Origin of the sequence: Erysipelothrix sp. HDW6B (assembly GCF_011301115.1) — a bacterium.
GTDB lineage: Bacteria > Bacillota_I > Bacilli_A > Erysipelotrichales > Erysipelotrichaceae > Erysipelothrix > Erysipelothrix anatis.
In genome coordinates this window covers 404,322-427,051 of record NZ_CP049860.1, presented here as the reverse complement: position 1 = coordinate 427,051, position 22,730 = coordinate 404,322, and the positions used below count along the sequence as shown (strand labels likewise).

Sequence of the window (22,730 nt, the reverse complement as noted above, 5' to 3'; positions counted from 1 at the left end):
GTCTACCATACTTTCTTATTCTTAATCAATAATTTTAATACATAGTTAATAATTAAGAAAAACCTGTGAATGTCTCCATTCACAGGCTCTAAATCTTAAAAGAAGTCATGAGATGCTTCAAAGGCATCGATCATTGCACGTGCTTCATCTGTTGTGGTAGTTTCCATGAGTTGAACACGAAGGTCACTTGCTCCTGGAAAATCACGAACATAAATTTTAAAGAAGCGACGAAGTGGTTTGAACACACTTGGTTCATCCTTTGCATATTTATCAAATTCATCTAAGTGGAAACGGAAGAGGTCAAGAAGTTCTTTCGGACTGTGGTCTTTCGTATCTTTTTCAAACGCAAATGGATTGTGGAAAATTCCACGGCCAATCATCACCCCATCAACACCATACTTTTCCACAAGTTCCATCCCAACTTGATAGTTAGGAATATCACCATTTATTGTTAGAAGGGTATTTGGCGCAATTTCGTCGCGGAGTTTTTTTATTTCTGGAATTAACTCCCAGTGTGCATCAACCTGACTCATCTCACGTTTCGTTCGTAAATGGATGGATAAGTTCGCAATATCTTGTTTGAAGATATGGGTTAACCAGTCGCGCCATTCTTCAACACGAGATGTTCCCAAACGTGTTTTGACACTTACAGGTAATCCACCAGCTTTAGCCGCTTGAATTATTTCCGCAGCGACTTCTGGTCTTTTAATCAGTCCTGAGCCACGACCATGTTTGAAAACATTGGGCGCTGGACATCCCATATTAATATCGACACCTTTGAATCCCATTTCTGCCATTCCAATACTCATTTCTCGGAAAAATTCAGGACGATCACCCCAAATATGTGCAACCAGCGGTTGTTCATCTTCGGTAAATAAGAGGCGGCCACGTAAGCTATCACGCGCTTGGGCATGGCAATAGCTTTCACTATTCGTAAATTCTGTAAAGAAAACATCGGGGCGAGCTGCTTTCGCAACAACATGGCGAAAGACCACGTCAGTAACGTCTTCCATTGGTGCTAAGATAAAAAATGGTTTAGGCAAATCTTGCCAAAAATTATGCTTCATGGGGAAATCCTCTCATAACAGGACTTCATCATGCCTGTTGCTTCTCTTCTTTGTATTTTATACTAACTCTCGCGTGTTATTGTCACATTTTTTTTGATTTTTTTCAAGCAGTTAACCCTCGCATTAAAAGAGATGCCGTGGCATCCCTTCTTTTAAGATTCTAAAATTTCGCAAACGCGGCCGACAATACCACTTTCCAACATGACTTTGATACCATGTGGATGATTTGCGGAGTTTGTAAGAAGACGTTGAACGATACCCTCAGTCGTCTTACCCGTACGTTGGTCTTGTTTTTGTACCACCAACACACGGAGTCCGGGTTGGATGTTTTTACGAAGTTTTGGATCCATTAACGTTTACCTCGTTTCGGGCCGTTTCCTTTTTTTCGATCGGCATAGAATGGTTTCTCTGTGAATGAGCGGGAGGCATTTTTTGTACGTGCTTCCCCGCGCATATTGAGATCTTTCGGTTTCCCAGTACCTTTTACTTTTTTCGGTTTAGCGGGTTGGCTATCACGACGGTCATATTTTTTCTCACCGTTCGCATCAAAGCGTTTATCGGAGAAGCGACGGTCAGATTTCTTACCTGATTTGCGTGCATTGACCTTGGATGCCGACTTATCGGATTCAACCCGTGGCGAATCATCAAAACGACGACGTTTGGCACGTTTGGCTTCTTGGCGTTCAAGATCGCGTTTGCTTGGATTTTTTTCACTCTTACGTCCACCTTGACCCGGTTTAGCTTTCGGTGTTTTATCTTCCAACGGGAAGTCGAGGTTTTCAAGGACTGTAATTTTTTGTTTCGTCAATGCTTCAATGTCTTTAAGCAACGGAATCTCATTATAACTTACATATGAAAGGGAGTTCCCGCTGTGACCAGCACGTCCGGTACGACCAATCCGGTGTACATACGTTTCTGGAACATCTGGCATATCATAATTAATGACATAGTTTAATTCATTGATATCAATGCCTCGTGCAGCAATATCTGTTGCAACTAAGACTTGGGTTTCGTAATTTTTGAAATTATCGAGAGCCATTTGACGCGCATTCTGTGATTTATTACCGTGAATAGCTTGTGCTGATACACCTCGACGCATCAAGTCACGAACGACACGGTCTGCTCCACGTTTTGTTCGTGTAAATACAAGCACTGGACCAGGATTTGCTTTCGTGAATCTTTCGAGCAAATGTATTTTGTTGACCTGATCAACATATTGTACTGTTTGCGTTACGGTCTCAACCGTAGAAGATACAGGAGCTACAGATACATGGACCGGATCAATTAATAAGCCGTCCACGATATCCGTAATCTCTTTTGGCATTGTTGCAGAGAAGAAGAGTGTTTGTTTCTTTTTTGGAAGCAGTTTTACCAAACGACGAATATCGTGAATAAATCCCATATCTAACATTCGGTCTGCCTCATCAAGAATAAAAATCTCAATTGATGATAGATCAACATAACCTTGATTGATTAAGTCAACCAAGCGTCCGGGTGTTGCGACCAGAACATCGACCCCTGCACGCAAAGCACTGACCTGCTTTCCTTGACCAACGCCACCAAAGATGACGGTTGATTTGAGGGGCAAGTGATGGCCGTATGTTTCAAAACTCTCGTAGACTTGCATCCCTAGTTCTCGTGTCGGTGTCAAAACCAAAGCCCGAATTGGGCGACGACGATCTTTGCGTGGGTTTGTAGCAAGAAGTTGTAGTGTTGGTACAGCAAACGCTGCAGTTTTACCTGTTCCTGTTTGTGCCAACCCTAAAACATCACGACCTTGTAATGTGACCGGGATAGTTTGCTCTTGGATTGGTGTTGGCTGTGTATAGCCTGTATCCTGCAGTGCATTTAAGATTGCAGGCATAATTCCTAATTCTTTAAATTCCATAATTTCTCTTTCTTTTCTAATTGTGATATCTTTCGGTAATTATTCCGACCAAAAGAAAAGAGTGTGACCACTCTTATTCATCTACTAATGTTTTTGTACAAATGAATGACTCAATGCATTAATAATACGTTTTTTCACGAAGAAAGTAAACTAAAGCGTCTTTTTAGAGAACGAGTCTTTCGATACTATCCGCATTTATGATGCATCATCTTGTAATTCTTTCTTGGATTATTGTGCAGTTTGTGTTTTTTGAAGTAAGACTACAGTCTCCACATGTGCGGTATGTGGAAATTGATCAACGGGCTGAACCGATACCAGTTCATATCCAAAATCTCGTAGTGATTTAATATCTTGTGCTAAACTCTTCGGTGCGCACGAGACATAGATAACTTTATCAGTACCAAAACGACCAATACTTCGCATAACTTTTCCACCAGCACCACTACGTGGTGGGTCTAAGAGTAGAATATCCGGTTGTCCCCATTCTTCTTTGAGTTTGGGTAACCCACTGCGGGCATCACTTGTCATAAAGTAGGTATTCTCCAGGCCATTATCATGGGCATTACGACGCGCAGATATTATAGAGTTTTCCACAATCTCAATTCCCGCTAAAGATTGGCTCTTCGCCGCAAAAGGTAAACTAAAGGTACCAACACCACAGAATAGATCCAACATTTTCATTGAATCATTCACGTCTGCCATCTCAAGTGCCAAGTCAACAAGTTTTTCTGCTTGGACTGGATTTGCTTGAAAGAAAGTATCGGGCCAGATTCGATATTTAAAGCCATTAAGGACATCTACCAAATAATCGCGACCATGCAAGATATGAACGGCATCTGCTTGGATACGTTCTACCGCTTCCGCATGTTCAATCCATTGCAGACTGACCAATGAATCAAATTGTGTGGTCATGATTTCAACAAGTTCTTTGATTGCCTTTGGAAAATTCTCTGGTGATTGTGTTGCATAGAAAACAACCATTAACTCTTGGGTCGTGAATGAGTAACGCATCATGAGATTTCGCAGCAAACCTGTTTCTGTTTCTTTATTGTATCCAGAAAGTTCATATTTATGTTGCCAAGCACTAACGGCATGTTTCACCGTTACCATAATTTCCGGCATTAAAACCGAATCTTTAAGGTCAATAACTTTGCGGAAGTTTCCTTGTTGCGTCATGCCTAACTCACCATTCACACCAAACGTTAACTCCATCTTGTTACGATAACGCTCCGGTTGTTTCATTCCAATGATTGGTTGAACCAATGATGTATCAAAACCTTCCTCGTCCAGATACTGTTTGACCATATTTTCTTTGAATTGGAGTTGTGCATCATATTGCATGTACTGTAGCGGTGTACCACCAGAAACCGATTCATCGATGGGAACATCCATATTACGAGTTGGCCCCGGTTGGAGCAATGTATCGTAACCAAGTGTAGCCTTTCCTCGTCCCTTTGCATTCGGTACACTCACCCGAACAACATCTCCAGGAACAACATTTGTAATAAAAAGATTCAAACGTCGACCCTGTGATCCTTTTTCCGGCGCATGTGTATAACGTGCGTATCCATATCCATATTCATCTATGTGATCAATCGTGACATCAAGAACTTCAGTTGGGTATGTAATTTTCTTCATTGTTTCACCTCAATTTTGTAAATTTAATCGTCTATCATTATACGATAAATTATGTAAATTAACACCTATTAGCTTTTTTGTTTACCTTAATAACTAAAAAGAGCGCCGGAATTCGACGCATTTTAGATTAGAAACTATTTTTCAATAAATCTTGTATTTCTATACACTCAATAACTCAATTATTTTTGCGTATGCATTTTTATAATCTCGTATCATTTCAGTAAATCTGGGGTCCACTTTATATCCATCCACGACTCTAACTTTTTCATCATACTTAAAGGGACCAAAGTTCTTCTTATTACCAGTTTTTATTTTTACTTTACGTTCTTCATCGATATCTGGCATCCTGATTGTTTCCACGCTTCCATTTCCTAAAACTGATTCTCAATCTCCTGATACATCAAAACTTCCAACAACTTCAAACCCATACCGATTTGTTAAATATACAATTACCAAATCATGTGCAATTTGTTCATTAGAAATCATTTATCTATCCTCTTTCTTATTTTATATTAGTTCTGCTTTCACGCCATACGCAATTAACATATTTAAACAGTCGACTGACTGAGTTCGTAACATAAAGTAAACACTAATATATTTAGAATGATATAAATTAGTGACCACTATAATGTGGTCCGTTCAATATTGTAGTTTATTTACTTTAATTCTGCCACTTCTTCCATTTTTAGCAATACCACCGTTTCCACGTGTGTTAAGAGGAAGTCATAGCTATCAAACATTAGTAACCTGAATATTATTCTTTTCGAGTGAAGATATCAACTAAGGGCTTCGTATGTGGGAACATGTCAACATAGAAAGTATTTATCAATTTCATCTTCATTTTTGAGAATGCTTATCTCCGGAACTCTTACGTACTTCGCTATATTAATAGAAGAAACAAATCTTAACTGAACATTGATATTGAAGTCAAACGAGAATTGCTGCAATTCCCCAAGTTTGTGATATTTATTCAAAAGCTCATCGAGCTTCACTTGGTATTCTTTGTCCAATTTATCAACAAATGCATTAATTCTTTCTTGATAAATATTGATAACTTCGATTTCGTGCTTGTTTAGAACGCCTTTTCCAAGACTTAGTGCTATGGTTGCAACAATTGAACCAACCAAAGCACCAGCAACTGGAATTGGAATAACTGTTTGTCCTATTGCAGCACCAATAGCAGCACCTGTTGCATCAATAGCATTTAATACTACTAAATCTATAAATCCATCTGTGTCAACATCGCCATTTCTATATTTGATGATGGCATTGCTTAACCCAAAAGTTCCTGAGGTAATTGCTCCAGCACTTGGTGCAGAGAGGTGACAAATGTTGGTTAATCCATATATTGCATATCCAGAAACTCCACCTTTAATAGTGCCTTTAGCTGTACTTAGTCCGCATTCTTTCCAATCTTCAATATCGAAATCCCAGACTTCTTTTCCTTGCTTGTGTTTTTGATAGACAAATATTCCTAGATTAAAACCACCTTGTACCATTGCACCTATCCCAGCAACTTTGGATGCTTCTCCAAAGCTTGGTTCTGCTTTTTGTTTGGCTTTTAATCTATCGCTATCCGCTTCCTTTTTAATATCAGTTTTTTGTTGAGCCGTTTGCTTATTTATGTTGGTTGCTTCCCCTGATAGCGTCTTGTTAATTCTTCCCTTTTGAACGTCCTCATATTTAAGAACTGATGATTTCAACCATTCATAATGAGGAACACCACGTAGAGCACTCTCGTCTTCAATGGCTTTTCTAATATTATTAACTTGGGAGTTAGACAAGATATTTCCATTAATTTCCACAGATTTTGCGCCACTCATAATTTCTTCTATGACTTCCACATGGTCCTTTGGAAAAATCATAATCATCTTATCATAATTGGATGCTTGCTTAATCTCACTTTGGATATTAGCATAAAATTTCATTTGCATTTCTTTGCCTTGTAGTAGAATATCCGCAGGTCCATTATCATTTAGTAGTACTACGCTTTTTTGCAGTCCTTGAAAAACATCTCTTGCATTTCTTATACCAGTTTCCGCAAACTCCGAAATAAACCCATGTACTCCCGTATCTCCACCACGATTAATATTGATAAGATTATCGATTTCTGCTTTCGCCCAATCTAGATTTGATAATGCATTTGCTGATTTAGTAGCTAGGTCTGATAATTTATCTGTTTCACTGGTAAGAATTGATTCTAATGTATTCATCAGATCTGTTAATCGGATATTATTTAAATAATCGACATATGAAGCAAAACCTTGTTCAACATTTTTATCAATAATCTGTTCACTAATCATCTAATTTCAGCTCCTTATTAATAAGTTGTGCCAAAGTTAAAGTTGAATTCACAAGCAATCCAGCTTGAATTTTCTCATCCTTGGAGAATTGACTATAATCACTTCCTATCAAATCTTTTTCTGCTTTAATTACTCCAGTAAATTGAGTGTTGGTAGTTTCCACCAATGCTTTGACTTCTGAGTTCATAGTATTAAATTTTCTAATTATTTTTTCGAGATTTTCTCTCTCAACAATTAGCTCATTCGCTGTTTCTTTATTTTTATGACTAGCATACAGACCTGAGCCAACCGAACCTGCGAGCATAACACCAGCAATTGTCCAACCTACTGGTCCTGCTAGTGCGAGGAGTGCACTACCGGCACTTATTCCTCCACCACCAGCTGCTAATGCACCACCACCAAGCCACGCCATTGCAGCATTTGTCGCAGCGGCTCCCGATAAAGTAGAGATAGCAGTACCTGTTGATGCAACACCAAAAGTAGTTGCAATGCCCATTGCTGCTGTTGGACCCATTGTTGCTACGGCAACTCCAAGAGCACTTAATGTTGCACCAGCTCCTGAACCTCCAGAAGCTGCTTTTGCTTCAATTTCTGCCTTTTTAATTTCTTGCTGTTTTATCTTGAAGTTTTTCACTTCAATTTCAATTTTTAGAAGGGTTACTTTGAATTCCTTTGGAGTGTTTACCAATTGATTAATTCGTTTTTCAATTAATTTAACAAGTTTTAAAGCTTTCTCGCGTTCTTTATAAAGAACATTCGTGTTTTCAACTAAATCATTGGTGACTTTCTCATAGCGTTCAACCGCTGCATTAAAATTGTCGATTGCATTTTTTCTTAACTTTGCATTAAACATGTGATTCCCTTCCCCATAATTTATTATCGTAGTAGAGTTTTAATCTCCTTTGCTTGAGCCAAACCTAAGTGCCTTACCTATATACCATTTAAAGCAATATTGCTTTCAAGGCATCACTCATTAATTTTTGCCGTTTAGCCATAAAATCTTCAAAGTGAGATAGTTCAAAAGAAGAATCACTCGGCATATATTTAGTATTCTCACTATTAGCTTTAACCTTAATCCAATCTACTAAAGGTGTCGCATTTTTTCTCTCATTCTCGCGCCCTTCTAATAATTGTAGATTCGCCAATGTATTTCTCCTGCGTCTCCATTCTTCTTTTCTAACATCATCAATAACCGAGCCATCAGGAAGCTTGAGGTTTGCAATCTTACTTTCTTCAAAACCAGTATATGGATGCATGTGATCTTGATGAAACCCCTTCTGGCTGTATTTTAAATTTGGATACACTAAGGATAACAACATAAATGTATATGCACCAATTTCATATGTATCAAACATTGCATCTATTTCTTCAGAGGTATAGCGTAATGTTCTTTCACCGGTAAAGCGTACTTTTAGTAAATTACCCATCTTAAACGAATCCTTTGGAGCTGCTTTCAAAGCTTCTCGTATGCTTGCAAGGGCTGAGTTTGTAGCAGCACCAAACACCTGTCTTACCTGCGATATAACTATATACTTTCTCAATTCAGACTTACTTTCAGCATCAAAATTTCCACCTTTAAAACGATAATATACCATTGGCGATACAGCCACATAGGATATAATGTTTTCTGAATTAAATCCAAATTCATTAAGTAAATCTACTGTGTCCTTAATGGCCTTACGAATGTTTTCCCAATTACTTTTTATCTTTAATACGCTTTCCTTCTTGAATGTCTCAACTTTAAGCGTAACAGACATATCAAGGACATATAGGCATGTACGCATTATAAAATCATTGGAAAACTTATACCCTTCACCAATCTTATTAATTTCTGCAAGCAATTTATCTATTTCATCTCTAGCTTTGTCCCAATGCGAAACAATGGTAGAGAACAACAAATCACTCTTCGATAAAACTGTACCACCAGAATTAACACGAACGAATATATCGAGGACACTATCGATAGAGTCCGTCTGAACTTCGAAATAGTTAATTATTTCATCACCAACAAGTCTGGTATGTAATAAAGATAAATTTTTCATTGCAACTTTATCCGATGACCATTCGTTCGGAATAATTAAATCTGTTACAAGCTCATCCTGAGAATACTTTAATATATCTTTAACCAGATACCATAGCTTATCATCTTTTTGTTTTTTAGCTTCTTCTTGTGTCAGAAATTTAAACTCGTAAGAAATATCTTCTTCTTCATTTCTCTGACTGTGTAGGTCTAAATACAATTCTTTTATAGGGAATGCATCATCGTTTTTCCAACGTTTGTTTGGTAACTTCCTACTCATACTACCTTGCAAAGCTATATATAGTGAGGTTAACCTCTGCTGACCATCAAGAACAGCCCATATTGTTTCTTCATCACTTCCAATAGGAAATGGCTGTGGTGCAGATGGATTTTTATAGACATCTCTTTCATGGAAATCCTTTATAAACTCGTACATTGAATACTCTTTTTTATTAATTATTGACTTTCTAACCTTCCAGAAGAGAAAAGTTCCTATGGGATATCCAAGCATGATAGAATCCATTAAACGTGTTATTTGATCATCATCCCAAACATATTTTCTTTGTATTGCCGGAAGATAAATCTTGCGACTATTTATTTCTTCGATTACAGCTCTTATATTTTTCTTCTCATATGTCATAAGTTTCTCTCCAATTTCCCTTTATTTTGTTTTTTTCTTCCTATAATTCTTCGGGAAGTAATCCTTCCCAAGCTGCCAAACGTACTGGTCGATTTGCTTCAGATTATACTTATCTAAACCATAGAAGACACGGAAATCTATCAGTATACATTTGAATTTAACATAGTCTTTCAAATCGCCATCTTGAAAATCTGAGAAGTTATCACGATTTCTAAAATATCGTAGAACCTCATCAACGTAGCTATCATATATAGGATAATCAAGTGGATTGTGATGGCTACAATATTTGGTGGCAAAAGAATAAAAACTTCTCTTTTTATTACTAATCGTCACATGCTGGATATCTCTGACTAAAGTAACATCGCCAGCATCGAGTCTCGTATCAATATTTAAAGAGAGTATATGTTTAGCTACCGGATAGATCGAGAAAATGTTCGTACTGTAAAAATCATTAAGTGTTGATGCTTTTAACAAAATATCTACAATGTCTGTATTATTTGAACACAGTTCTAGAAATAGTTTATTGAGAGCATCTTCTTGTAAATGATAATTTTCAAGACCTTCCCACTTAGTAAGATAAATCCCAACTTGCTCAACCGTTGGAGAAGGGATGACAATATCTTTGTTTGTTCTTCGTAAGTTTGTGCTTTTTTCTGTTTTTACTTGATTGTTTTCATATTGCTCCAAAGCACTATCAGAATTTATATACGAACGAAACTTTCTTAGGTGAGACAAATAGCCACTTACCAGAGCATTAGCATTACCTGACGAGTGTTCAGAAAGAACTTTCAATAATCTTGACCTAGCTTCAGTCTCAAAATCATTAGATAAGACTGTATCCCAGAAAAGGATTTTACTATCCTTTCTCCATAAATAGAAGGTATCTACGGAAGAAGTATTTATGGTTGCTTTTGAAATGTTCAAACTATGTAGATGCTGCTTGTACAAAACACGTAACTCATCATATTGCATTTCTTTCAATTTGATTATATCCACTAGTTAACCTCCTTATTGGTACTATACTGTAAATATGGACAGTAAACAGGAAAAACACTCACTATAAGAAACAAATGAAAAACCTATCTATGTCAAACAAAAGAACCCGATATTCTGAAGGTTTTATGAAATCAATTGTTGTTCTCTATCATTATGGTCAAACTTAGCTTCGCCTCTTCGAAGGTTATGGTGTTGCTCCCTACACATTTCATAAATGGATTAAACTCTATTCAGAAGTCGAAACAGATAGTAGAGCGATTCCACTCTCTAAACAAGTTTGAGAACTCAAAAAACAAGCTGCATTATTCAAGGAAGAGAACCTCATCTAAAAAACAATTGCCATATTCACGACACACTCAAACAACGACTAAAAGCTATCGAGTTCCTTAAATCAGGACACAAAATATCACGTCTTTGTATAGCTCTAAATGTTAACCGTTTTACCTACTACAACTCTTTAAACGTGAACCTTCAAAACGCGATAATAGAAATCAGAAGAAAAGGTCTCATCTTTTGGATCTTTACATAAAATACAATAAGCAATTAGGTGCTATAAAGCTCAATCGTCGTCTTTTTGTTGAATATGGCATATCCATTAGTTTTAGACAAGTTTGCAGACTCTTAAAGTCTATGTCTTTACCTCGTACGTCAACTGATAAACCTTCATTCAAAGCTTCTCAACATACTAATAATGGAGAGAGTATTAATTGTCTTAGTCAAGAATTCAGTCCTTCAGAACCAAATAAACTATTCGTTAGTGATTTTACTTATATTAAAACGTCTAAAGGATTTCGATATCATTGCGTTATTATGGATTTTTATTCTCGTAAAATCATTGTATTGAAGCTTTCTAATCGAATGAATTCGACCTTAAACTTAATGTCTTCTATGATACGTACAAAACAAGAAAGCCTCAAGGAAAATTGCTCTTCCATTCGGATCCCGTTTTACAGTATCACTCTTTCAATGAAAGAAAAGTAATGGATGACTATAACATAGTACAATCCTTCTCAAAAAAATCATATCCTTGGGACAACGCAGTTATATATTTATTTTTTAAATATTTAAAACATGAAGAAACAAATCGACGTTCCTCTATAGAAATCGAAGATTGCCAGAAATGTCTATTCAACTATATCAATGATTTCTATAATCCGTTCAGACCTCAATCGTACAGCGATTGGTTATCACCTGATTAAAAAACTTAAATTTATTCAATTAGTTTCATAAATGCTGTCCAGTTTATTGACATCGAACCAATGTGGAAACTGTTCAATTATTATTCTTACTTAGCACTAGTCTGCTGTGACTTATCAAGAGCGACCAAAGTTTTTTCTACAACTTCCGAGTTAAATGATTTGTACAATTGCTTATCACCAATGATATAGAATTTTTTCTTGGCTCGTGTAGCTGCAACGTTCATCAAGTTTGGTTCAGAAATAGCCCAACGAGCTGCGCCTATCTCATCCGTGCTTGCGCCTAAGACGAGATAAACAATATCTGCTTCTTTTCCCTGAAACGTATGAACTGTTCCTACATTTGATTTTTTAAAACCAATTGTACTTAACGTTTTTTGTAATTGAATAACTACGTTTTTAAATGGAGATATAATGTAAATGCTCGGTTGTTCTTCTTTCTTATCTTCAAGTATGCTACTTATCTTAGATTTTAGAAATTCACCTTGCTCTCTAACAAACTTGTTATCTGATTTTCCTTTAATGTCAATCCAACTCCCTTTTCCGGGATTAGTCATATTTGGGGGCAATACCATCTGTCCTCCATAAGAAATTTCGTTTGAAATGCTAAACATAGGGTCTAGACAACGGCGATGCACCCACAGTGGCATTCCAATCCACTCCTCTTCTGTTTTTCGATAACCAAATTGACTTGCTTTGTCTACTAGAGTTTGAACAGATGAGTATCCATTTACAATATTTTCCGAAGCAGTATAGCGAGAAGCAATTAGTCCAATAATACCGTTACTCAACGGTACTACCGGAGTTATTTGAGAAGGATCACCTACCGCCATGATTCGTTTGCTACGTATAACTGCACCAACCGCTGACTGTGGCGTTGCTTGACCCGCTTCATCAATAAAGAGGTTGGCAATTGATCCTATGCCCATATGTCTAAACATCCCACCAAAGCTTGCAAATGTAGTGCTTATTACTGGAATTGCAAAATTTATCCAACTCCATGCCCATGTAATTAAATATTTCTTCTCGGGAGTCGCATAATCTTGAATTTTATTCCAAATTATCCAACTACCATTCAAACTTTTCACATTTTCATATAGAAACTGTTTCCTTACAGCAATTGCTGCTATAAACAAATTTGTTTGTTCTACTCGATATGATTCGTCAAACCATGGATTATCTAGTTGCAAATTTGAGTATGGTTGTGTCAAATCGAGCGGTTTAAAGTTTGACGTGTTTATTTCTTCTTTCAATAAACTTATTCTATATTTCAATTCGGTTAATTTTTCCCTACTTTTATCTTTCCAAGTCCGGAACTTAGTATTGAAAGATTCCATTTCTTCATCGCATTTCCCCTTCAAATTTCGCATCTTCTCTAACTCTCTAAATTCATTATTATAGCTTTCCTCTATATTTTTATAATTTATAAGTAACTCAGTTAACAAGTTAGAAGCACTTGAAAGTTGTTCTAAATAAGTATACGTAGATTTATGATTTATAATTTTTAGTAACCAAAACAGAATTGGTTTTTGCTGCTTTACAGCCTCCAAGTTCAATTTTGACAATTCTAATTGCTCCATGATATTAGCTTTATCAACATCCAAAGAGTGCAATTTAGTTTCTATCAATTCAATTACATCATCTATCTCCTGCATCAACTCTTCTCTTCGGGCTTTTTTTTCGTTTAACTCAGATATTTTCTCAGAAAGTTCTCGCTGAAATTTTTTTGTTTTTTCATTCAGTTTATCTTCTAATGGAAGAAGTTTCTTTTGAATATCTGCAATTTTTTGTGCATCTTGCCGCATGGCATTCACGAGTTTATATTGTTTAGTAAAATTATGATATACGTCCTCATTTGAAACAAAATCAGCGGACTTTAGTACTTTAGCCATCTGCTTTACTGTCTCGATCATTTTTTTACGGTTTTCACTTTTTCCACCTTCAATCGCAAACATCCCCCAATTTCCATTATTCGCAAAATAGTCAGTATCTAGAATACTGTTTAGAAATTGATTGTCTATTTGTTCTTTCTGTGGAAGCTCATTCACAATATTTTGAACTGCTCCATTATTAGAACTCGCAACCAAAATATTCTTGTCCATTATATGATTTGGCATTTGGGCAATTTTACCACTCATATAGTAAGTAGCAGTTTCATTTAAATGCTTATCGTTTAATTCGCATATTTCATATGCCTGACGCACAACTAGCTCTGCAAAAATATCTTTCAGAAGTGTTGTTTTCCCTGTTCCTGGCGGCCCATTTACACCGATAATGTTATTTTTATCATTGATTGCTACATTAACAGCAACTTGTTGCATTAACGACAATCCCCACTCTGGATTAGATGGAAAACGTCCTAATGGATAGTTTTTAGGTTCAAGAGTTTCAGTAATGTCTTTTGCATTGAATAATTTACTCTCCTTGTTGCTATCTAAGTTAGTTCCTTTTCCCGAAAATCCAAATAAGTAACGATTTATATTATCCGATTCATTGCCTTTTGCTAGATTTAAGTCGTCAATATAAAATGAGTGTAAAAAAGGAGCTCTTTTTGTTACATCTTCTTGAATTTCATAATAGTTTTGAGTTGATAGTCTAGCCTCTTGTTCAATTAACTCGAACATCCCTTTTTCAAAATCATATTCAAATAATTCCGCCATACGCTTATTTAGATCGTCTTCTTCGTTTGAAATTTCAACTGGAAACTCTCCATTACGATGCGCATATCCACTTATTGTGTAAAATATTGATTTATCAACTAACTTGAAACTATCACCTGTAGTTATAAACGATAAACAATACGTAAATTTTTTTAAATTATTATCGTCTCTATACTCTTCAGGCAACCGAAATTTATCAGACAACTCATTTATTAAATTATCAAATTTAAAAACATCAAAAAAAATAGTGAAGCCTAAATTTTTTACTTTTTTCTCTGGTAGTTTTCTATGTTCCTTGAATTCGTTTAGTTTATTTGCAAAGAAAGTAGTCCAGTTTTCACATGAAGTTGGCAATTGTTTATACTTTACATTTCCTCCTTCCTTTAAATCAATATCTCCTTCAGAAAATTGCTCAATTGAAATCCATGCATCCAATACATTTTGTTTTCCGTTCATCGTAATTGCTCCCCCCCTATTTAAAGTCGCTAATGAAATTCATTAAGTAAAAACTCTTACATCAACTATTTAAAAGCGCTACTTTATTTCTTTTTCGTAAGCAATACCACCGTTTCCACGTGCACCGTTTGCGGAAACATATCCACGGGTTGCACCTCTACTAGCTTATATCCTGCATTCGTATAACTCACGAGGTCACGTGCAAGTGTCGCAGGATTGCAGCTTACATATACAATTCGCTCTGGATTTGATTTTATGGATGCTTGAATGAACTGGTCGTCCAAGCCTTTTCGCGGTGGATCAACAACTAACACATCAATGTTTAAGCCATCGGCAACCCACTGTAGCATGACATCTTCTGCTTTTCCAACTTCAAAATCAACATTATCAATGCCATTCTCCATCGCATTAAACTTAGCCATTACAATTGCGTCGGGAACGATTTCTACAGCATAAACATGCTTCGCGTGGTCCGCAAGATTGAGCGAGATTGATCCAATTCCGCAATAGGCGTCAATCACATTATCTTTTTTGCTTACATTCGCAAGTTCAATTGCAGTTTGGTAGAGGACTTCCGTTTGTTTTGAATTAACCTGATAAAAAGACTGTGATGAAATACTAAAGGTTTTTCCCATCAATTTATCAGTATAAAAATCATTACCGTAGAGAACATTATTTTCACGCCCCATAATCGTATTTGTTTTTTGATCGTTTACGTTTTGGACCACGCTTACAACATTATCAATATTTTCTACAATATCTCGAACTATTGCTTCCCCTTGGGGAAACTCGCGACCATTTGTTACCAAAACAATCATCATATCGTTCGTTATTTGTCCACGTCTGACAATAACATGACGGATGAGACCTGTGTGTGCTTCCTCATTGTAAGCGACACTCTTATGTTTACGAAGAATATCACGTACTGTAACAATTGCCTCATCAATTTTCGGATCTTGAATATGGAAATTTTCAATTGGGATCAAATCGTGAGACCTGCGTTTGAAAAATCCTGTTTCAAGGATTCCATCAATTTCACGAACCGGTATTTGTGCTTTATTGCGATATCCCCAAGGATTCTCCATCCCAAGCGTTGGTTTTACTTCAAGATGCGAAATATCAACCATTTTCGACAACGCGTCATGCACAAGCTTACGCTTAAATTCAAGTTGATATTCATAAGACATATGCTGCAGGGGCATTGTACCAATTCGAGTCCCTACTTTATCAGTAATCTCGACACGATGTTTTGACGTTTCATAGAAATTAATAACGCGACCATATGCAAATTTCTTGAGTACTTTCGTCACACTCATCTTTACTTTTTCACCAGGTAGCGTATTTTCAATGAATATGGGGAACCCTTCTATTTTCGCAACACCAAAACCTTCGTGAGTGATGTCGATAATTTCCACATCATATGTATCGTTCTTTTTTAATTTAATCATAAATTTCACCTTCTATTCTCAAGAGAATCGAGCGCTCGCTTTATAGCACCCGCAACAGTCGCACGGTTATAGCGTGGTTGTCCAAAATGGTGCGTCATTAAGGTCAATTGGTGTTTAAATGCAAGATCAAATTCGTCACGATCAAAGTAGCCTTTGGTTTCAAGCATGGCATCCAAACTACTTCCATAAATGAACGTAAATTCACGTTGGCCTTGGTGGTACCAAAAATCAACACCATCTGGCAATTTGTACGCCTTGATCCAATCCCAAACGATTGTGCTATCGTCAATGTTGGGATTATCGATATGACAAAACTTACACAGTAAGACAAAATTTTCGGGACTATCCGAGCCACCTAACGCATGAGCAAGAATATGACAGCGGTCCAGACGTCGCTTTACACCACAGCGCCAGCAATGAGTTGTGGCTTGTTTCAAGCTTACATTTGTATCCGAAAAATCTATCTGTGTTTCCCAGTAGTCTACGATTTGTTGCTTCGTTGTTTTAATACGTTTTGTCATAATGTGCCTCACTGTTTTCATTATAGCAAATAATGAACCCAATCGTTCATTCATTAAACTTTGTGGAAAAATGATCGAGCGAAAGCGAAAAGATTAATGTATATGCTTTGAGGCAGTCCCCTTTTCAACGTATAATGAAACTAGAAAAGGAGTTGTGATTAAATATGGAAATTACTCGTAAAGGCGTCCCAACAACAATTGAAGGGGTTCAACCAAAAGTTGGTGATACTGCTCCCGCATTTGCACTAACTAACCTCAATGGTCAAACAGTTACTGTCGATACTCTAAAAGGGAAGAAAACTATTGTTTCGGTTTTCCCAGATATCAATACGCGTGTCTGCGATTTACAAACGCGCCGTTTCTTCCAAATTGCGAAAGATCTACCAAACGTTAATATCGTGAATATCTCAAACAATACAATCGATCAACTCGGTGGTTGGTGCGCAACTGAAGGAATTGAAGCTGAAATGCTAAGTGATGCAAATCTTGAATTTGCGAAAGCATACGGACTCTTCATGCCTGAATTTAATGTCTTAGCACGATCAATTTTCGTCTTTGACGAAACAGGAACTATTACATATGTCGAAATTGTCCCAGATATGGCAACTGAGCCAAATTACGATGCCGCAATTGCTGCATTAAACTAGACGTATTTCTAAATATTAAGAAGGCGTGAACATATGTGGTTCACGCTTTTTTTATAATAAACTCATATTTATTCTGTAATTGTTTTTACTTGAATCTGCTGTCTCAGGTCACTCAGTTCTTTGCGAACCTTCTGAAGGTCACGTTCAATCTTAACTAAGTAACTAATAACGGTAACGATAATGCCAAAGACTGCTCCAAAAATCACTGCTTCCATATCAAATCCTCCTCATTCTATTATATGAAAGCAAACCTGAAGAAGATGAGATTCGGTTTAACTTGTCCATATCTTGGATCAAAACGTCATTGAAAAGGCCTATTTCTTACTTTGCAACAAAAAGAACGATCGCTCGTCCTCTTACTGCACATAGATTTTTCTAAAGTAGGTCGCTTTGATGTATTTCCCATCATCAAAATGAATTGCGGTATACATGTCTCCACTTTCCATAAGTTTGCGTTCAAAACTAAACACATCCATCTTACTTTGCGCTAAATGTGACGTATCAACCGAACCGACATAGTCAACCTGTACACACGGTGAAACTTCAAATTTTTCAAATTGTTGAAATTGGGATTTAAAAGCTGTTGCCATCGTTGTTTCTACATAAAAAACGTAGTCCATATATACTGTGTCATTTTCTGCAGAAACGTTACCACATGATTTGACCCACAATGGACCATCTACAACCACCTTCAATGCCTTTAACCGACTTAGAAAACGGTATATGACACCTTGAAGGTCATTCACATCTAAACCTAAGTGTGTTTCTTTGATGCCACTTTTAAGGCTAAGACGCGCAGGATAATGGAGTGGCAGTTTCTGTTCAATCATGTTGGAACACAACCTTTTTCGGAAAACGAACTAAACGAATTAAGCTATGCACCCAAAAGATGTATATCTGTATTGATCCAAACAACGATAACCCAAAGCAATGGCCTTCTTGATAGTGTACCCAATTAATTAAGATAGCCAGAACACTCAAAATTGTATACACTGCAACTTGAGCGACTAAAATTGCAAAGTCATTTAGGTGATGTAGTCGAGAAACTTCCACGCGACCCCCATTGAAACACCACTAGCTGCTGCGATAACACGCATTACGGCATTAATTCCATGTTTGCGAACAACATACCGAACGGAGTGTCCTAACATTCTCGCCGCAAGCCAATATTGTCCATAAACAAGGGCGGCTCCAATAGCAACCGATCCAGCAATCACTGCGCCATACAATGCTGCACGTTCCCAACTTCCTCCGTTCACCTCTTGTGATTCTATCTCATTCAACATTGTATAGTGCTGAGGTAAAGCAAGTTCCATTAAATCAAACCTTTCTTGAGATTAAGTTCTCATAACTAAGTACGTCAAACTTTGCATTAAACCTAAAAAAAAAGACCAGCATTTGCTGATCTTTTTTTCAAACTACTTAACTTTATTATAGTATTCAACAAAGTTATCCATAACCATGTTGATAAACTTTACGGTTCCTTCGTCATTCAAGTTGCCATTCTCATCAAATTTTGTATGTGATGCAGCCAACAGAATGTCGTTACCTGGAAGAATACGCATTGGTAAACGATTCAAAATACTATGTAAACTTAAGAATCCACGTGCACCGCCGGTCATCCCCATTGATTGCGCTGCAATCAAACCAGGTTTGTTCGCTAAATAGGGGGAACGACTTGCCCAGTCAATGGCATTTTTTAAAACACCAGAGGTTGAGTTGTTGTATTCTGGTGTAATAAAGAATACAGCATCAGCATTTTTCATTGTTTCCAAGAATTCCGTCACTGCTTCTGGACGGGTATCAGGAGTATCAAAGTCGCCATTATAATGCGGTAAATTAATATCTACAATCTCGATATCAAATTTATCGCGATGCGCATTTTGAATATACTTTCCAAGTTTAAGCGACGATGAATCCTTTCGCAAACTTCCTACTAACATTGCTACTTTAATCATATTATGCCTCCTTCAATTCATTTACATTATACCATGCCTATGAATGTTGTCTTTATTTATGCTTTTATGAAAAAGCCAGCTTTCGCTGGCATCTTATGCTTTGACCATATGATAATGTGCGATAAAGGCATCTATAACGCTATCTACAAGTTCAATTGTTTCTTGATCCGTTAAGACTCCCTCATCATTAATTTTTTGGTGTATGCGTGATACCAAGATCTCATTTCCTGGTAACAAATGCATTGGAATGCGTTGGAGTATTTCGTGCAAATGGGTGTAAGCCCGTGCACCACCTGTCATTCCCATTGATGTCGTCGCAATCAAACCCACTTTTTCCGGGAAATGTGGAGAACGACTTGCCCAATCAATGGCATTTTTAAGCACACCTGAAACGGAGTTATTGTACTCTGGTGTAATCATCATGAATGCGTCAGCACTTTCCAACTCTTTGTAAAATGCTTGGATTTTTTCAGGACGTTTTGCGTCGTTATCGACATCACCATTGTACAAAGGTAAGTCCAAATCAATAATCGTAACTTGAAGTGTGTCTGCATATCGTTTTTGAATATGATGTGCGAAACTCTTACTGCTATTCTTCTCACTGATTGAACCAACCATAATTTTCAGATTTATCATTTCTAGCCTCCTGCCAATTATTATAACGAATAAATTGATAATTGCATTATTTATGACCCGTATTAAATATATTTAATCGCGTTTGAATTGCTTATTGACAGCAATTTCTATAATATTATCGTAGTGGTTTAAGGAGGAGAAATTGCCATGGTTTTAAGTAAGTTTTTTGGCGATCGTGATTTCTTCAAAAAAGCGCTTTGGATTGCAGTTCCTTTGATGCTTCAACAACTCATCAGTACATCTGTAAACCTCTTGGATAATCTTATGATTGGACAACTGGGAGATCACTCTTTAGCAGGTGTTGCAACGGTTAACCGTTACTTTATGATTGCAGTTTTTGGAACAAATGGAGTGATTGCTGCCGCGTCAGTATTTATGGCGCAATTCTATGGCGCAGATGATAAGAAACATATGCAACAAACCTTCCGGTTTGTGTTGATCGCCTCCAGTGTTATCATGACAACTTTTGTGGTTATTGCATTACTATTCCCTGAGAATATTATAAGATTTTTTGTTAAGGATGATTTGGTCATCCAAGAAGGTCTCAGCTATATCTATATTGCTGCACTGACTTTTATTCCAAATATGATTACATTAGCAATTGCAGGCTCGATGCGTGCTACCGGTGACTCAAGAACACCTTTAGTTGCAAGTGTGATTTCAATGTTTACCAATGCATTCTTCAACTATGGATTTATCTATGGAAACATGGGTTTTCCAGCATTGGGCGTTGCTGGGGGTGCTTTAGGGACACTCATTGCACGTATTGTTGAATTAGCGTTTATCGGTTATTTCTTAGCTACGGGAAGCTATGCATTTAAAACTCGAATTCGCGAATTATTTCAAATTTCTAAAACGCTTGTTAAACGAATTGTTGAAAAAGCATTACCCCTCGCACTTAACGAGGTTTTATGGGCTAGTGGAATGGCACTCTTGCTCAAATTCTATGCAACACGTGGTGCAGACGTTATATCTGGATACTCGATTGCAACAACCGTTTCTGATATGTTCTTTACGATGAACGCAGGAATGTCAGTTGCGACAACAATTCTCGTATCACAAGCACTTGGTGCTAACCGTTTGGATGAAGCACGTGAAAACGGCTACCATCTCATGGGCTTCGGCGTTGTTCTAAGTATTGTGTTTGGTACCTTATTAATGTTATCAACATTTATTATCCCCCATATCTATTCAGTGTCTGATAATGCAATGTGGACTGCGCAGTCATTCCTACGCATTCAAGCACCGTTATTTAGTATTTATGTTATGAACACAACCTGTTACTTTATCCTTCGTGCAGGTGGCGACACACGCTCGACACTCATGCTCGATTCTGGTTACATGTGGACTGTTAATTTAGTAGCTGTCGGACTTGCAACACATTTTACAAGTCTTGGTATTATTGGACTCTACCTTGTTGGCCAATCAACCGATATCTTCAAGATGTTCATCGCGTATCGTTTTGTAAGCAAAGAAAAATGGCTCACGAACCTTGCTGCTGAAGAAGTACGTGAGGAAGCCCAATTGGAAATGGGCCTCTAGTCATAACCTTAATCAATAAAAAAGTAGCGATCATGCTACTTTTTTTGTTATCCACCGATTAATTGAAGCATACTATATAAAAATGGCATACCAATGATGAGATATAATGTATTCACTTTGAACCTCAAGACAGCAATGGCACTCACTATAAAAATAATGATGAGTGACACTGAACCCATACTTTGAGATACGAGGGTTAAAGCAACGTAGAACATTAAACCCAAGGAGGCAAAAGCAATTCCTTTGAGTGCTTGTTTGATCCAAACGTTCGCGAGTAGGCGATGGCTTATTGGCATGACCAGTATCATAAGTAAAAATGATGGCGCAAAGATGCCCAATGTGGCAAGAATACCACCAGGAATCCCACCTAACATTGTTCCAACTGAAGTTGCAGTTGTGAAGACCGGACCGGGAGTTAATTCACCGATTGTGAAAGCTTGGATTATTTGGGGGTAGGTGAGCCATCCCAATTGGTGTACAAATGTAGTTTCTAAATATGACAAAAGGACATAGCCACTCCCGTACAATGTTGCCCCTATTTTTAAGAAAGCCAAGGTTAACATGCCCAGACTGAACGGTTCCACACTGTATAGCTTGGTGCCAAGATGATTCCATATACTAAACATTAGAGCTCCAAAACCTATGATTAAAAACTCATCAACATTAAAATATTTTAAAATCAATGCAGCGACAAGTATCGTAATTCCTTTGACATCCAGATCTTGTTTTTTAATTAGATTTAGCAATGCTTTTAAGATTATAATCGCAATTACAGGCGTGAGGGCTACACCAATATTGGTCAGTAAATTAAAATCAAACCATGATAGTGACACCGTTATTGCAATAACCATCATCATAGCAGGGAGTAAAAATGATATACCGGCTACAAAGAGTCCCTTCATGCCATAGCGTCGATAACCAATCGCCATCACCAACTCACTTGAATTAGGCCCCGGTATAAGATTCGTAATCGACATTAATTCAAGAAATGAGTCGGCACTGAGCCAATTCCGCTTTGCTACAACCTCTGTTTCGAGCATGGCTGTATGTGCTGCGGGTCCACCAAACGCCACGATTCCCAATTTTAAAAACAACAAACTCATCGATTTCACAG

General features: G+C 37.2%; 21 protein-coding genes. 3 read left to right on the top strand and 18 right to left on the bottom strand.

What is annotated here, in order from left to right:
* Positions 1 to 95: 95 nt before the first annotated feature.
* From G7061_RS01960 to G7061_RS01920, 9 genes are all read right to left on the bottom strand, one after another.
* Positions 96 to 1,067 carry a tRNA-dihydrouridine synthase gene (locus G7061_RS01960; protein WP_166118272.1) on the bottom strand — a complete coding sequence of 324 codons (972 nt, stop codon included), beginning with the start codon at positions 1,065 to 1,067 and terminating at the stop codon, positions 96 to 98.
* Positions 1,068 to 1,219: 152 nt separating this feature from the next.
* Positions 1,220 to 1,417 (bottom strand): YwbE family protein, encoded by a 198-nt coding sequence (locus tag G7061_RS01955; protein WP_159634224.1) that lies wholly within the window; start codon positions 1,415 to 1,417, stop codon positions 1,220 to 1,222.
* The gene (locus tag G7061_RS01950; RefSeq protein ID WP_166083261.1) at positions 1,417 to 2,955 is read right to left on the bottom strand and encodes a DEAD/DEAH box helicase; all 1,539 of its coding nucleotides are present in this window, start codon (positions 2,953 to 2,955) and stop codon (positions 1,417 to 1,419) included. The genes G7061_RS01955 and G7061_RS01950 overlap by 1 nt, the downstream gene beginning before the upstream one ends.
* A 228-nt stretch (positions 2,956 to 3,183) precedes the next feature.
* On the bottom strand, positions 3,184 to 4,593 hold the full coding sequence (rlmD, locus tag G7061_RS01945; RefSeq protein ID WP_166118269.1) for a 23S rRNA (uracil(1939)-C(5))-methyltransferase RlmD: 1,410 nt from the start codon (positions 4,591 to 4,593) through the stop codon (positions 3,184 to 3,186).
* A 159-nt stretch (positions 4,594 to 4,752) separates the two neighbouring features.
* A complete protein-coding gene (locus G7061_RS01940; RefSeq protein ID WP_166083200.1) occupies positions 4,753 to 4,953 on the bottom strand; it encodes a hypothetical protein in 201 nt (66 codons plus the stop codon).
* Positions 4,954 to 5,399: 446 nt separating this feature from the next.
* Positions 5,400 to 6,896: a hypothetical protein gene (locus G7061_RS01935; protein WP_166118266.1), complete on the bottom strand. Its 1,497-nt coding sequence runs from the start codon at positions 6,894 to 6,896 to the stop codon at positions 5,400 to 5,402.
* Positions 6,889 to 7,749, bottom strand: a complete 861-nt coding sequence (locus tag G7061_RS01930) for a hypothetical protein (RefSeq protein ID WP_166118263.1) — start codon at positions 7,747 to 7,749, stop codon at positions 6,889 to 6,891. The genes G7061_RS01935 and G7061_RS01930 overlap by 8 nt, the downstream gene beginning before the upstream one ends.
* A gap of 88 nt (positions 7,750 to 7,837) precedes the next feature.
* On the bottom strand, positions 7,838 to 9,556 hold the full coding sequence (locus G7061_RS01925; RefSeq protein WP_166118260.1) for a DUF262 domain-containing protein: 1,719 nt from the start codon (positions 9,554 to 9,556) through the stop codon (positions 7,838 to 7,840).
* 21 nt (positions 9,557 to 9,577) lie between these two features.
* Positions 9,578 to 10,552 (bottom strand): PD-(D/E)XK nuclease family protein, encoded by a 975-nt coding sequence (locus G7061_RS01920; RefSeq protein ID WP_205700104.1) that lies wholly within the window; start codon positions 10,550 to 10,552, stop codon positions 9,578 to 9,580.
* Positions 10,553 to 11,182: 630 nt separating this feature from the next.
* Between G7061_RS01920 and G7061_RS10980 the strand changes: the two genes are divergently transcribed.
* Positions 11,183 to 11,533, top strand: a complete 351-nt coding sequence (locus tag G7061_RS10980) for a DDE-type integrase/transposase/recombinase (RefSeq protein ID WP_370456903.1) — start codon at positions 11,183 to 11,185, stop codon at positions 11,531 to 11,533.
* A gap of 304 nt (positions 11,534 to 11,837) precedes the next feature.
* Here the strand turns inward: G7061_RS10980 and G7061_RS01915 are convergent, their stop codons facing one another.
* The 3 genes from G7061_RS01915 to G7061_RS01905 all read right to left on the bottom strand — a co-directional run bounded on the left by G7061_RS01915 (position 11,838) and on the right by G7061_RS01905 (position 16,833).
* Positions 11,838 to 14,864, bottom strand: coding sequence for an ATP-binding protein (locus G7061_RS01915; protein WP_166118257.1), 3,027 nt, complete (start codon positions 14,862 to 14,864; stop codon positions 11,838 to 11,840).
* 83 nt (positions 14,865 to 14,947) lie between these two features.
* The gene (gene rlmD, locus G7061_RS01910) at positions 14,948 to 16,312 is read right to left on the bottom strand and encodes a 23S rRNA (uracil(1939)-C(5))-methyltransferase RlmD (protein ID WP_166118254.1); all 1,365 of its coding nucleotides are present in this window, start codon (positions 16,310 to 16,312) and stop codon (positions 14,948 to 14,950) included.
* A gap of 5 nt (positions 16,313 to 16,317) precedes the next feature.
* On the bottom strand, positions 16,318 to 16,833 hold the full coding sequence (locus G7061_RS01905; RefSeq protein ID WP_166118251.1) for an HNH endonuclease: 516 nt from the start codon (positions 16,831 to 16,833) through the stop codon (positions 16,318 to 16,320).
* Between the two features lie 164 nt (positions 16,834 to 16,997).
* Here G7061_RS01905 and tpx point away from each other — a divergent pair, with 164 nt between their 5' ends.
* Complete coding sequence (gene tpx / locus G7061_RS01900) at positions 16,998 to 17,480, top strand: thiol peroxidase (RefSeq protein ID WP_159639681.1); 483 nt, start codon at positions 16,998 to 17,000, stop codon at positions 17,478 to 17,480.
* 68 nt (positions 17,481 to 17,548) lie between these two features.
* Here the strand turns inward: tpx and G7061_RS01895 are convergent, their stop codons facing one another.
* From G7061_RS01895 to G7061_RS01875, 5 genes are all read right to left on the bottom strand, one after another.
* Complete coding sequence (locus G7061_RS01895) at positions 17,549 to 17,695, bottom strand: hypothetical protein (protein WP_159639682.1); 147 nt, start codon at positions 17,693 to 17,695, stop codon at positions 17,549 to 17,551.
* A 141-nt stretch (positions 17,696 to 17,836) separates the two neighbouring features.
* The gene (locus G7061_RS01890) at positions 17,837 to 18,310 is read right to left on the bottom strand and encodes a hypothetical protein (RefSeq protein ID WP_159639683.1); all 474 of its coding nucleotides are present in this window, start codon (positions 18,308 to 18,310) and stop codon (positions 17,837 to 17,839) included.
* Between the two features lie 195 nt (positions 18,311 to 18,505).
* Positions 18,506 to 18,796 carry a hypothetical protein gene (locus tag G7061_RS01885; RefSeq protein ID WP_159634260.1) on the bottom strand — a complete coding sequence of 97 codons (291 nt, stop codon included), beginning with the start codon at positions 18,794 to 18,796 and terminating at the stop codon, positions 18,506 to 18,508.
* A gap of 102 nt (positions 18,797 to 18,898) precedes the next feature.
* A complete protein-coding gene (locus G7061_RS01880; protein ID WP_159634263.1) occupies positions 18,899 to 19,438 on the bottom strand; it encodes an NADPH-dependent FMN reductase in 540 nt (179 codons plus the stop codon).
* A gap of 93 nt (positions 19,439 to 19,531) precedes the next feature.
* Positions 19,532 to 20,074 (bottom strand): NADPH-dependent FMN reductase, encoded by a 543-nt coding sequence (locus tag G7061_RS01875; RefSeq protein WP_159639684.1) that lies wholly within the window; start codon positions 20,072 to 20,074, stop codon positions 19,532 to 19,534.
* A 147-nt stretch (positions 20,075 to 20,221) separates the two neighbouring features.
* On the opposite strand from G7061_RS01875, the gene G7061_RS01870 reads away from it, so the two are divergent.
* Positions 20,222 to 21,616, top strand: a complete 1,395-nt coding sequence (locus G7061_RS01870; protein WP_166118248.1) for an MATE family efflux transporter — start codon at positions 20,222 to 20,224, stop codon at positions 21,614 to 21,616.
* A gap of 47 nt (positions 21,617 to 21,663) precedes the next feature.
* Here the strand turns inward: G7061_RS01870 and G7061_RS01865 are convergent, their stop codons facing one another.
* Positions 21,664 to 22,719, bottom strand: a complete 1,056-nt coding sequence (locus G7061_RS01865) for a chromate transporter (RefSeq protein ID WP_240914432.1) — start codon at positions 22,717 to 22,719, stop codon at positions 21,664 to 21,666.
* Positions 22,720 to 22,730: the final 11 nt, after the last annotated feature.